The sequence below is a fragment of the Paenibacillus sp. LBL genome, from assembly GCF_029893715.1.
Classification (GTDB): Bacteria; Bacillota; Bacilli; order Paenibacillales; family Paenibacillaceae; genus Paenibacillus_AQ; species Paenibacillus_AQ glucanolyticus.
Genome location: NZ_JARXYU010000009.1, coordinates 77,272 through 89,807 on the forward strand (window position 1 = coordinate 77,272; position 12,536 = coordinate 89,807).

12 protein-coding genes are annotated in these 12,536 nt (G+C 49.7%); 8 read left to right on the forward strand and 4 right to left on the reverse strand.

The annotated features are described in order from the left end of the window. The first annotated feature begins 50 nt into the window (after positions 1 to 50). A complete protein-coding gene (locus M2277_RS19120) occupies positions 51 to 1,115 on the forward strand; it encodes an anti sigma factor C-terminal domain-containing protein (RefSeq protein ID WP_280755370.1) in 1,065 nt (354 codons plus the stop codon). 105 nt (positions 1,116 to 1,220) lie between these two features. On the opposite strand, the gene M2277_RS19125 is transcribed toward M2277_RS19120, so the two are convergent. The 3 genes from M2277_RS19125 to M2277_RS19135 form a co-directional block, all read right to left on the reverse strand. Next, on the reverse strand, positions 1,221 to 1,736 hold the full coding sequence (locus M2277_RS19125) for a DinB family protein (RefSeq protein ID WP_280755371.1): 516 nt from the start codon (positions 1,734 to 1,736) through the stop codon (positions 1,221 to 1,223). Between the two features lie 77 nt (positions 1,737 to 1,813). After that, entirely contained in the window at positions 1,814 to 2,419 is a 606-nt protein-coding gene (locus tag M2277_RS19130; RefSeq protein ID WP_063478533.1) for a class I SAM-dependent methyltransferase, read from the reverse strand. Continuing rightward, positions 2,412 to 3,827 (reverse strand): NAD-dependent malic enzyme, encoded by a 1,416-nt coding sequence (locus M2277_RS19135; RefSeq protein ID WP_280755372.1) that lies wholly within the window; start codon positions 3,825 to 3,827, stop codon positions 2,412 to 2,414. Before M2277_RS19135 ends, M2277_RS19130 begins: the two co-directional genes overlap by 8 nt. Before the next feature lie 204 nt (positions 3,828 to 4,031). Between M2277_RS19135 and M2277_RS19140 the strand changes: the two genes are divergently transcribed. From M2277_RS19140 to M2277_RS19150, 3 genes are all read left to right on the forward strand, one after another. Beyond that, on the forward strand, positions 4,032 to 4,331 hold the full coding sequence (locus tag M2277_RS19140; protein WP_040680245.1) for a hypothetical protein: 300 nt from the start codon (positions 4,032 to 4,034) through the stop codon (positions 4,329 to 4,331). Positions 4,332 to 4,709: 378 nt separating this feature from the next. Continuing rightward, entirely contained in the window at positions 4,710 to 5,747 is a 1,038-nt protein-coding gene (locus M2277_RS19145; protein WP_006208124.1) for a lytic polysaccharide monooxygenase, read from the forward strand. A gap of 144 nt (positions 5,748 to 5,891) precedes the next feature. Continuing rightward, positions 5,892 to 7,121, forward strand: coding sequence for a sensor histidine kinase (locus M2277_RS19150; protein WP_280755373.1), 1,230 nt, complete (start codon positions 5,892 to 5,894; stop codon positions 7,119 to 7,121). A gap of 106 nt (positions 7,122 to 7,227) precedes the next feature. On the opposite strand, the gene M2277_RS19155 is transcribed toward M2277_RS19150, so the two are convergent. Continuing rightward, positions 7,228 to 7,989 carry a DeoR/GlpR family DNA-binding transcription regulator gene (locus M2277_RS19155; RefSeq protein WP_036638670.1) on the reverse strand — a complete coding sequence of 254 codons (762 nt, stop codon included), beginning with the start codon at positions 7,987 to 7,989 and terminating at the stop codon, positions 7,228 to 7,230. Positions 7,990 to 8,352: 363 nt separating this feature from the next. Between M2277_RS19155 and M2277_RS19160 the strand changes: the two genes are divergently transcribed. From M2277_RS19160 to M2277_RS19175, 4 genes are all read left to right on the forward strand, one after another. Next, on the forward strand, positions 8,353 to 9,408 hold the full coding sequence (locus tag M2277_RS19160; protein WP_280755374.1) for an ABC transporter ATP-binding protein: 1,056 nt from the start codon (positions 8,353 to 8,355) through the stop codon (positions 9,406 to 9,408). After that, positions 9,401 to 10,279, forward strand: a complete 879-nt coding sequence (locus tag M2277_RS19165) for a carbohydrate ABC transporter permease (protein WP_006208128.1) — start codon at positions 9,401 to 9,403, stop codon at positions 10,277 to 10,279. The genes M2277_RS19160 and M2277_RS19165 overlap by 8 nt, the downstream gene beginning before the upstream one ends. A gap of 31 nt (positions 10,280 to 10,310) precedes the next feature. Then, a complete protein-coding gene (locus M2277_RS19170) occupies positions 10,311 to 11,144 on the forward strand; it encodes a carbohydrate ABC transporter permease (RefSeq protein ID WP_280755375.1) in 834 nt (277 codons plus the stop codon). 62 nt (positions 11,145 to 11,206) lie between these two features. Next, positions 11,207 to 12,520: an ABC transporter substrate-binding protein gene (locus M2277_RS19175; protein WP_036638676.1), complete on the forward strand. Its 1,314-nt coding sequence runs from the start codon at positions 11,207 to 11,209 to the stop codon at positions 12,518 to 12,520. The last annotated feature ends 16 nt before the right edge of the window (positions 12,521 to 12,536 follow it).

Consider the following 12,536-nt stretch of genomic DNA (forward strand, 5'->3'; position numbering starts at 1 on the left):
CATTTGCGCGTTAGAACCGTTGTCTAGGTGAGAAGGGGAGGCGTAGAAGTATGCGCAATGATGAGGATCAGGAGAAGCAAGTGCTCCGGAACGGGGATTTCGAGGATGAACAGCCCGAGTGGAGCGAGAAGAAGTTTAACCGGATGGTGTGGCGGACGCGCGTGAGGCTGTTGTCGAATGCGGTGGGAGCGCTGCTGCTGTTCTATCTTTTGTACGTGCTGTATTTGTCGCTCAGTCAGATATTTTTTGATACCCCGGAGAGGAATGATACGTTTATCCGGTCTGTTATCACGGCGGTAGAGCTGCATGGAAACGGCGTTAAGGTGGAGAAAACGGGTCTTCCGAATGTTGAGGTTACGCCCCTCCTGACCCAGAAGGCAACGCTGAAGTTATATAGAGATATCGGGGGATGGCAAGTCATTACCGGTGAGGTTCGAGCTGAGCAGCCATTGTTTGGCGAGTTGACGTATTCCGTTGGAGATACCGGGGCTTATCTGAATAGTGACAGTGATATGCAGGGGGCATTTATTCTGCCTTCATCGATTATGTCTGAACAAACGACGCCGCCTGATCAACAGCGCAAGGAGGAGGGGATCGAGCAATTAGGCAGAATGGATGACGGAAATGTAGCGGATATGTCATTTTCAACGATGACTTTAATGCAGCCCGAGCAGCTGCTGAAACTTCTGGAAGGTTATGACCTGGCCGTGACGGGAATGCCCGTATATGCTGGAGAGCTTAAGGAATTCGAGGTTGGTTCAAACATTGCCGGTGGCAAAGACTATTATGTTCCGCACCTCACCCTGCGGCCCCTGTACGCGTTCGAGGAGGACAATCGACTGTCTATGTGGGGGCTCTATTTTACAGCTGAGGATGTAGGCAAGATGTCGGAGCATACTGCGAATATGATCTCCGACCTCAAATGGCTGACCGAGAGCATTCAATACAACGGTGTGGACTTAGACAAACAGCGGCTGGCATATTTGAAGAAACATGGGGTTCAGGTTTACGGCGCTACCGTGACGGGACCTGTGCGGGAGCTGGAGAAGCTGAAGGAGCAGCCGCAATTCCGGGAATTCCGCTTGGGCCGCATCGAGGTTTGGAATTGGGATTAGGTTTGAAAACGATAAAGAAGAGGCCTTTATAGAGGGCCTCCTCTTTTTGTTTATGTAGATACGTGAAGCAGCCAAGATGACGAAGAATCTTGCACAGGTCTTACATTACGTTAAATATTTATCCCGGAGAATATTCAGGTGGTGAAGCTCATGACCTGCAATGACGTAAGCGGCAGCGCGGGCGGAGAGGGGGTAATTGTTGAACGTGCCCTCGCGCAGCAGCGCTTCCTCCGTCAAACTTCCTACGAGCGTAATGCTGGACTGCCTGACAGCGGCGTAATCTTTAAGGGCTTCTCTCAACGGAAGACTGCCGAAGGGAGAATTCCGGACAAAAATTTCGCGGTCATAACCCGAGAATTCACGGGCATCCCCCCGCGCAATGTAGAGGATGCGGTAGTTCCACAAGCGCTCAACATCGGCGATGTGCCCAACCACCTGTTTTAAGCTCCATTTGCCTTCTGCATACTTGTAATTGGCTTGTTCTTCCGTCAGATCGCTGAGCGATTTTAACGTTTCATCATGCTGCTGCTGCAAAATCTCCGTTATGCTGCCCTCAGGGACCAGAGAGACGTACGGTTCAGCGAGGGGCAAATACTCATGAGAATCAGGCCTTGTATTCATAACAAGTTCCTCCAGATCAATTAATAAGGGCTCACGTTAAAACTATGCAGACAGGTTCAAATGAATGAATGAAAAGGTCAGGTTGCTTGCGCCCAGATCAGGTGGATAATGCCGTTCCAGTAGCGTTCTGTCTTAACGACCTTCAGCGCCGAGGCATCCACGATCTCGATCATATCCCGATTATAATGACAGCCGGATATCCGCCGTGCCGCCGGATTGAGCAGATGCTGCGCATAGCCGAGCAGCCGGTTCGTGCTCATGCCATGCTCCAGCAGGTAAATGCGGCCGCCGGGTTTCGCCCAGCGGTTGATTTGATTGAGTGCTTTGACCGGATCTTTATAACCGCACAATGAAAGGGTAGAGACCACGCAGTCAAAAGACCGTTCCGGAAGCTCCAGCGTCTCGATGTCCTGCTCCTGGAAAGTCGCCTGGATGCCAAGTTCAGAGGCCATCTGCCGTGCCCGGCTTAACATCTCGGGACTGAAATCGACTGCCGTTACGTCCACCTTGCTTCTATTATAAAAGGGGAAGTTGGCACCGGCGCCAACAGCGACTTCAAGCACATGTCCCTCGACATCCTGAAGAAGCCGTTGTCTCCATTCACCGAGGCTGCGCTGTCTTGTATTCCTCTCATATCGAGCAGCCTGCTTGTTGAACTTCCGGATGAGGGAATTCTTATTCACGCGGGATTCTCCGGGCCACGCCGGTTTTGATGGCGGCTTTTACGACAAGATCACGTATGGCTTTTACAACGTTCTGGTTGAAGACACTAGGAATGATATAGGATGGGTTGCGTTCCTCGTCCGATACGGCCGATGCAATGGCTTCGGCAGCCGCCAGCTTCATTTCCTCATTAATCGTGGTCGCTCTGCAGTCAAGAGCAGCACGGAAAATACCCGGGAAGCAGAGGACATTATTAATTTGGTTCGGATAATCCGAACGCCCGGTTGCGATCACCCCGACGATATCTTCCACCTCTTCCGGTCTGATCTCCGGCGTAGGGTTTGCCATTGCAAACACAATCGGATTCTCGGCCATGGCTTGTACGTCCTCGCGGCGCAGCAGACCGCCGGCAGAGAGTCCAATGAACACGTCGGCGCCTTGAATCACCTCGCGTAAAGTACCTTCAACCTTATTCGGATTCGTATGCTCGGCATACCATTGCCACATCTTATTGCCGTATTCCTTCCCTGCAACCAGGGCGCCTTCGCGGTCGACACCGATGATGTCCTTAACGCCGGCCGACATCAGGATTTTACTGCATGCTATACCAGCCGCGCCGATGCCGCACACCACCACTCTGACGTTATCAATCGATTTGCCGACAATTTTCAGGGAATTGATGAGTGCGGCATACAGAACGACTGCTGTACCGTGCTGATCATCGTGGAATACCGGAATATCCAGCTCATCGCGCAGTCTTTGCTCAATCTCGAAGCAGCGAGGGGAGGAGATGTCCTCCAGATTAATGCCGCCAAAAGCCGGAGCCAAAGCTTTGATGCAAGCGATGATCTCTTCCGTATCCTGAGTATCCAGACAGATGGGGAAGGAGTCTACGCCGGCAAACTGCTTGAATAGCATGGATTTCCCTTCCATGACCGGCATGGCCGCATAAGGGCCGATATTTCCCAAACCGAGTACTGCGCTGCCGTCCGAAATAACAGCCACCGTATTTCTTTTAATCGTCAGTGTGAAGGCTTTTTTCGGGTCCTCCTGAATGGCTGTACACACCCGGGCAACATCTGGTGTATAGACACGGGATAGATCATCCCGGTTTTGAATTGGAATTTTGGGCTGGGTCTCGATTTTGCCGCCGAGATGCAGCAGGAATGTACGGTCTGAAACGTTGACGAGACGAACCCCTTTTAATTCCTTCACGCTATTTGTGATCTTGCCGATATCAACGCTGTCCGTTACCGTAATGGTAATATCCCGCACGGTGATGTTGCCGCTCGCCTGAATGACGTCGATAGCGACCATGTCTCCTCCAGCTTCGAATATCGCGGATGCGACCTGACCGAATTTAATCTCTTGAGTATTCATTTCCAGCCTGAGGATGATGCTTTTTCCGCCGAGTCCGTTGTTTTCCATTGCTACCTCCAAATGTTTGATCATTTTTGTAATGCCAAGGTATGTAATTGTGCAGAATGTTAACGTTATCATAGTTCGCTGAGCAGGGGGCGATTTCCTGTTTAGCAACCAAGAAACCGTGATATATATAAGAAGAATTTATTGGAAAAAGACGATCGCACAAAGTATAATCGGAAGCATCATAATATGAAGGGGAGATCTGCTGTGAATGCCCGAATCGAAGAGCTTGAGAAGCGTTTAACCACCCAGCACCATAAAGACCTGTTTCTTCAGATGAAACATACACTGAAGGCAGTCGATGATTTGGCCGAACAGCACCGGGTCTACCAGGCCGTTCAGGCACTTAGTGGTACGCGTATCGTAGGGGCGGAGGAAAATGTGTATTTTGACACGTTGAATCAGGTCAAGGAACAGATTGTGCATACCCTGGAGCTTACCATTGAGGATTTGGAGCACAAAGGCGATAAACATTACAAGAAGCACTTTAAGGACGGAGTCGAATAATGCCGTTCCGTTCTGCCCGGCAGTACGAATGGACTGAATGTTTGGAACGAAAGCATGAATCCTTATGGGAGGCATGCTTTTTTTGTGATCTTTTTCAGCAAAAAATGCGCTTTTTCATTACATAACAAGTTACATATTTATCCAATTTCATTGATATGTGTAATAAATCGTTGATTAGTATTATGGGATACCGATTCCATATGCTTTAAAATAATTATAGCACTGGTAAAGCTTGGACATTCGCTTTTTGATTATATCTCCAAGTTCAGTCAATTCAGATCGCAACACTTGTCTAAATGAAGGGAGGTGGGAAGCGCAGCCCGGAGGTTGTGGAAACGCTTTAATTATAAATTCAACATTAAGAGGAGGAAATATTGTATGACTTTAAGTTTGCCGAACAAAGCTTGGCTCAAAAATCTGATTATTGCTGGTTCCACGATGTTATTGATGGCTTTATTCATGGTTTTATTTGCAGATAAGGCTTTTGCCCACGGGTATGTCGATTCTCCGGGAAGCCGCGCCATTCTGTGTAAGCAGGGGCAAAACACCGATTGCGGGGCAATCGTGTATGAGCCGCAAAGTTTGGAAGCCCCTAAGGGCTGGCCAAACGCCGGTCCTGCTGATGGCAAAATCGCCAGTGCAGGCGGTGTGTTCCCTAAACTTGATGAGCAATCTGCAACACGCTGGAGCAAAGTAAGCATTACCCCGGGAACCAAAACGTTCCAATGGCATTTGACAGCCAACCATGCGACGGCAAGCTGGAAATACTACATCACGAAAGACGGCTGGAATCAAAATGCTCCACTGAGCAGAGCTTCCTTTGATCTGACGCCTTTCTGCTCCATTGACTACGGCGGTGCTAAACCTCCAACAAACTATGCTTCCACTTGTAACGTCCCTGCTAAATCCGGATACCATGTAATCCTGGCTGTATGGGAAGTAGCTGATACACCTAATGCTTTTTATAACGCGATCGATGTTGACTTCGGTGGCGGCGGCGGAACTCCGAATCCAGGCGTACCGGCACCGACGGGACTGACTTCCCCATCCCAAACAAGCAGTAGTGTTTCCTTGGCCTGGACAGCTTCCACAGGGGCTTCCAGCTATGAAATCTACCGTAACGGAACACTTGTGGGTACATCCACTACAACGTCTTACAACAATACAGGTTTAACTGCAGGCACGTCTTATACGTATACTGTGGTAGCTGTTAACAGCTCAGGCAGCAAATCCTCCGCATCGGCACCGCTTACGGTGTCAACGTCCGGAGGCTCAACGGCCTACCCGGCTTGGAGTGCAACAGCTGTTTATACCAATGGCAATAAAGTCAGCCACAATGGCGTGAACTATGAAGCGAAATGGTGGACACAAGGTGAAACTCCTGGATCTGCCGAAGTATGGAAGGTAATCCCTTAACCAACAGTACGAGAGATCCGGCGTCCTATGACTGCCGGATCTTTTTTTATGCAATGGCAGAAACGTCCAAACTTTACTTTTGTTATGAGAATGCTATGATATGAAGGTAAGAAGGCGGCATTTTGTTAGAACGAGAGGAGAATCATGTTAAAGACGGATTATGTTGATGTACTGACCGTAATATCCACGAAATTATATGATTCTGCAGCTAGAGTGATCCAGACTTCCAGCCGATTAATGCAGGCCAATACCTTCTGCATCGCACTGAACGACCGGCATACAACAACCGTTTTGAAATCGTTTAACCGGGAAACGATTATGCTTGAGGAAGGCTTGATCGTAGCGAACGAGGATTCCTATTGTCATCTTGTTATTGAGAAATCGGAAGGACCGCTTGTGATACCGAATAATTTGACGCATGCGTTGACGAAGGACATGGATGCCACGCGGTTTGTTGGCGGATGCTCGTTTATGGGCGTTCCGATCGTTACAAGCTCGGGCGAGATCTATGGCTCTTTGTGTGCTTTCGATCATAACTTTTACGAGTACAGCCAAGAGGATATTGATTTGCTGTTATCACTCTCGGCATTCTTTGGAGATATGCTTGAATTGGAGTCCACCATCGATGAATTGAAGCAGATGGAAGATGAGAACGACCGAATTTTGCAAGAGAAGTCAGAGCTGCTGGCCGTGATGAGTCATGAAATCCGCACTCCGATGAACGGGATTATGGGGATGTCGGCATTGCTGCAGTTGACCTCGCTTGATGAGGAGCAGAGGGAATACGTGGAGCTGATTGAGCAGAGCGGCGAATCGCTTCTCTCCATGATCGAACATATCCTGGAGTATTCCAAGGTCGAGAATACCAAGATGGAGCTGGTTATGGAGCCGTTTTACCTCCGTCCGCTGATGAAGCAGGTGACCAGCCTATTTATGAATGACGTGCAGCGTAAGGGGATCCGACTCCATGTCGTTATTGGCGATGAAGTGCCTGAGAAGGTGACAGCAGACGCCAATAAGATTAGGCAGGTGCTTATCAATTTGATCTCCAACGCCATCAAATTCACGAGTGAAGGAGAGGTATCGGTCGCTGTTGGGATCTCTCCAGAAACGCAAGCCATCAAGATATCCGTTCGAGATACGGGAATAGGCATTCCAGCTGACCGGAGACATCGCTTGTTCAAGTCCTTCTCTCAAGCCCACCATGCTGAAGTGACCAGGGAATACACCGGAACGGGTCTTGGCCTGTCGATCTGCAAACAGCTAACGGAGCTGATGAATGGTCGAATCTGGCTGGAGGAGACTTCTGGCGAAGGAGCATGTTTTACCTTTACAATCCCTTTAATAGGCATGATGGAACCGGTAAATACATGATTTCATAATAATAAATAGGAAAGCTGCTGGCTGGCAGCAGCTTAATCAGGGCACCCATACGGGTGCTTTTTGTGTTTTTCGCAGGTGAACCAGAAGGAAACCATCCTTAAGCCCGGTATACCGTGATGCCCCGTTCTTGAAATGGCTTAATATCCGAGTCGGATGCCGAAGCGCCGGTTACAAGGGTGTGAATGGCGCTGTTGGGTGCAACGGTATGCAGGGACAGCTTGCCAATCTTGCTGTGGTCTGTGACAACAACGATCTCACCGGCAGCCTGAATCATGCTCTGCTTGGCCGGGACGAGCAGTGCCTCCGGGTGCATTAAGCCATACTGCGGATGAAGGGCAGGGGTCCCGATGAACGCTTTTTCCACATGCAGTGATTTCAGTACATGATCGGTGAACATGCCATTCAGCATATAACTGGACGGGTAGAGCTCCCCGCCGGTCAGAATAACCTTGATGCCTGGAGCATCGCGAAGTTCGACAGCCACGTTCATGTCGTTGGTAATGACGGTAATGTCCGAGCGGTGTACCAGATGTGTAGCAATATGAAGGGTAGTTGTCCCCGAATCAATGATGATATTCTCGCCGTCCTCCACAAGTGATGCCGCGAGCTGGCCAATCCGAATCTTCTCATCCCGATGAAAGTTGGTTCGTTCATTAAATGATGGCTCGTTATGCGTCCATTGCTCCATGATGACGCCGCCGTGCGTACGCTTTAAAGCGCCTTCCTGTTCAATCTCCGCCAGATCCCGGCGGATGGTGGCCGTATGAACGCCGAATTCCGATGCCAGTGCAGCAACCGTTGCCGTACGGTATTGTCTTACATAATCAATGATTCTTTTTTTTCGTTCATGTGCCAGCAATCGATGATATCTCCCTTCCTATTAAGACGATGAATGAATTAGATGCGTTTGTACATACAATGCGCACTTTTGCTCTTTTATGCTTATGGATTCCATGTCTCTACAGTGTACCCTCACTATGTTAACGCAATGTTAAACCCCTTGATGCTATGCGAATTTACAAAATCCGTACGAAGGCCTAACACTCCCCTAATATTGCAGATTTACAATCAAACTAAATAAAAATGAGCAAAAATGATCATTACATGTGCATTTGATGCGTATTTATTATCGAGAGCATGTAAAGGTTTTCATTTCAATGAATTTTGTTCATTATTTGCTTGTCATGATAGCATCATTACATTTTCGTGAGGGGGATCGCTCTTGGCATCTATTGAATTTGTGAAAGTAAGCAAGTGGTTTGATCGTCAACCCGTCATTCAGAATTTGGATCTAACCATTGAGGATGGCAAATTCACCGTATTGGTAGGTCCGTCAGGGTGCGGGAAAACCACGCTCCTGCGGATGATTGCGGGCATTGACCCTCAAACCTCCGGTTCCGTTCTCATCAATGGCCAGGACGTTACACGGATTGCACCGGGTAAACGTGGCGTGGCCATGGTATTTCAGAACTATGCAATCTATCCGACCATGTCGGTCCGCGAAAATATCGAGTTCGGTCTTGTGAACAACAAGGTTCCCAAAGCGGAGCGGACACGTCTGGTAGAGACCATTGGAGAAACCGTCGGATTGAACGATTACCTGGACCGCAGGCCATCCACCTTGTCCGGCGGACAGCGGCAGCGGGTGGCTTTAGCCCGGGCGATGGTCAAGAACCCGTCGGTATTCCTAATGGATGAACCGCTGTCTAATCTGGATGCAAAACTGCGGGTTCAGATGCGGATTGAACTGATTGAGCTGCACAAGAAGCTCGGAACAACCTTTGTGTACGTGACCCATGATCAGGTAGAGGCGATGTCGATGGCCGATACCATCGTGCTTATGAACAAAGGCGTCATTCAGCAGGAGGCGCCGCCGGAGATAGTATACCGCAAGCCCAGCAATCGGTTTGCCGCACAGTTTATCGGGGTTCCTCCGATGAACATTGCGCCGCTTGGCAACGATAACACAACATTCGGCTTCCGTCCGGAGAGTGTCGTGGTTGGTAAAGAGCCCGGCTCGTTTCATTATAAGGCTAAGGGTGAGATCATCACGCGTGAAATGCTGGGCGCCGAGACCATTTATCAGGTGAAAACGACGGAGGGTCAGGCATTCATGGTGAAGTGCCTGGAAGATGAGTTCCATGTGGATCAGGAGGTTTATCTCGGCGTGCCAGCCGATAAATTGTTTTTTTTCGGTGCAGACGAGAAGCGGGTCGAGGAGCAGGATGCTCGTTACCGGGAGTTCATGGAGCGGCTGAGAGGGCTGGTACATGGATAAGAAGCGAATATGGGAGGGGCTCAGACCTTATGTGCTGATCGCACCGGCGATGGCGGGCATTATGCTGTTCGTGATGTATCCGGTAGGGTATCTGATTTACTTAAGTTTGTTCAAATACAATCTGATGAACAAAGACAAGAGCAAGTTTGTCGGATGGGATAATTTCACGCAGATTCTGGGCCGCGGCGATTTCTACAAGGCGCTCTGGAACACGACCATCTATACAGCCGGCGTTGTGGTATTGACCATGCTGCTGTCTCTGCTGATTGCGGTATGGCTTAACAAAAAAAGCCGTTTCAACTCCGTCGTTCAGGCCGGGATTTTCACGCCTCATGTCGTATCCATCGTATCGATCTCGCTGGTGTGGCTGTGGCTGATGGAGCCGAATCAAGGTCTGCTTAATTATGTGTTTAAGCTGGTCGGGCTCCCGCCGTCTGCATGGCTGCAAAGCTCCAAGACAGCATTAATCTCGATCATTATCGTATCGGTCTGGCAGGCCATCGGCTACTACACGCTGATTATCGTAGCGGCCTTGCAGAGCATTTCGCCGAGCATTTATGAAGCGGCTGCGCTGGATAACGCCAGTAAGTTCAAGGTGTTTTATAAAATCACACTGCCGATGATTTCGCCACAGCTGTTTTTTATCCTGATCATCATGACGATTGGTTCCTTCAAGGTATTTGATACGGTTCAGGTGATGACAGGCGGTGGACCGAACAATGCAACAACCACGCTTGTGTACTACATATACGGCTTCCGAACGACCAATATCGGGTACTCGGCAGCAACCGGCGTTGTACTCATGGCGATTATCGGTCTGCTGACGTTCATCTATTTCCGGCTGCTGTCCAAGAAGGTTCACTATCAATAAAGGGCGCGTCCATGCAGAAAGGAGGCACAGTTTGAAGACCTTTGAATTAAAAACCGTATGGATCATGCTCGGCTATGTACTGAAGGCTGCGGTTCTCATGATTTTTATCTTCCCGTTTCTGTGGATGATCTCCACCTCGCTCCAGACATTTCGGGAGACGATGACGTTTCCGCCGACCTGGATTCCGGCTTCGCCGCAATGGGGCAATTTCATGGAGGCCATGAATGCCGGTCCTTTCCTGACCTATTTTAAGAACTCCGTTGTGGTTACGGGTTCCATCATCGTTCTGCAGTTCCTGATCATGATTCCGGCTGCATATGCCTTTGCCAAATACAAATTCCCTGGCAAAACCCTGCTGTTTGGCATGATTCTGCTGGCGTTCATGATTCCGGGACAGGTTACCTTCATTCCGGTGTATCTGATGATGGCGGACTGGGGCCTGGTAAAAACCTTGCTGCCGCAGATCATACCGTTCATCTCGAATGCCTTTGGCATCTTCCTGCTGCGGCAATATTTCATGCAGATCCCGGAAGAGATTATCGAAGCGGCCCGTCTTGATAACGCCAATGAATTCAAAATTATGCGGAAAATTATGATCCCCATGTCGAAGCCGGCACTTGCTACCATTGCGCTGTTCAGTTTTGTCAGTCACTGGAATGATTATTTCTGGCCGCTCGTCATGACGGATTCGGCTGCTGTCCGGCCGTTGACCTTGGGCATTGCCATGCTCCGGGAGACGGAGGGCATCAGCAACTGGCATATCATTATGGCCGGAAACGTCATTCTGGTGGTGCCTATCCTGCTTGTGTATTTGTTTTGCTCGAAGCATATCGTGAAGGCATTTGTTTATTCAGGCATTAAATAATTACAGGAAATGACAGGTTTATACAAATCATAATCGAATAATTAAATGGAGGAATGAATCGAATGAAATCCAAATGGTATTCACTGCTATCCGTCATCCTGCTGTTCAGTTTGCTTGCCGCGTGCAGTGGAGGAGGTTCCGGGGAGACTGGCGAAGCGCCGGGAGGCGGGGGCACCGAAGCTCCGTCCGGTGATAAGGGGAAGACCACGGTTCAGTTCTGGCACTCGCTCGGAGGCAAGAACGGGGAGTACATGGACGCGCTTATTCAGCGCTTCAATGCATCCCATGAAGATATTGAAGTTGTCGGCACGTTCCAGGGAAGTTATGACGAGACGGTTACCAAGCTCCAGCAGGCGATTGCCTCCGGTACCGGTCCCGATGTCAGCATGCTGGAGCGCGCCTACGTTCAGATGTTCGCCGATTCGGAGGTGCTGGAGGATCTGACGCCTTATCTTGAAGGCTCCGGCATCAGTGTCGATGATTTCACGCCGGGGCTGATGGGGCACTCCACCTTCAATGATCAATTGGTGTCACTGCCGCTTAACCGTTCCACCCCGATTTTGCATGTGAATAAAACGCTGCTGGATGAGCTGGGGCTGCAAATTCCGACCACGTGGGAGGAGATGAAGGAAGTCGCAAATGCGCTGGTTGTCAAAGAAGGCAGCGAGTATAAACGTTACGGAGTTACGATGCCTTATGACACCTGGTATCCCATTGCCATGATCTCGCAGGCGGGCGGCACCTTTTTCAATGATGACCATTCGTCGATAGGATTCGGCGATAACGGAGCCGGCACCAAAATGTTTGCATACCTTAAAGACCTGCAAAGCACGGGCGCACTGTATTATCCGCCGGCACAGGATTCCGGCAACATTGTAAACAGCATGTTTGTGGAAGGCAAGGTCGGCATGATGTATCAATCCACGGGGTCGATCGGCGGGCTGTCCAGCACGGTGGATTTTGATTACGTGACGGCATTCCTGCCGAAGGACGAAGTGTACGCGAATCCGACCGGGGGCGCGAATGTGACAATGCTCTCTTCTTCCAAGAACAAGGAAGCGGCGTGGGAGTTCATCCGGTGGATGGAGATGGAGGAGGAAGGCGGTCTGGAATTTATTTTGCAATCGGGATACCTGCCCTTCACGAAGAAGATGGTGGAGTCGGAGAAGATGCAAGCGCTGTGGGCCAAAGAACCGAATCGCAAAGTCGCCTATGATCAGCTGGAATTTGCCGTAGATACCAATAAGGATGTGGCATGGCCAGAAATTATGCATGAGTTCTTCTCGGCTATTGAAGCGATTATGTACGATAGCAAGGATATTCCGGCTACGCTGGATACCTTCAAGAAAGAGACGGAGCGGATTCTCGCCCAATAACAATCGGTAAAGGAGT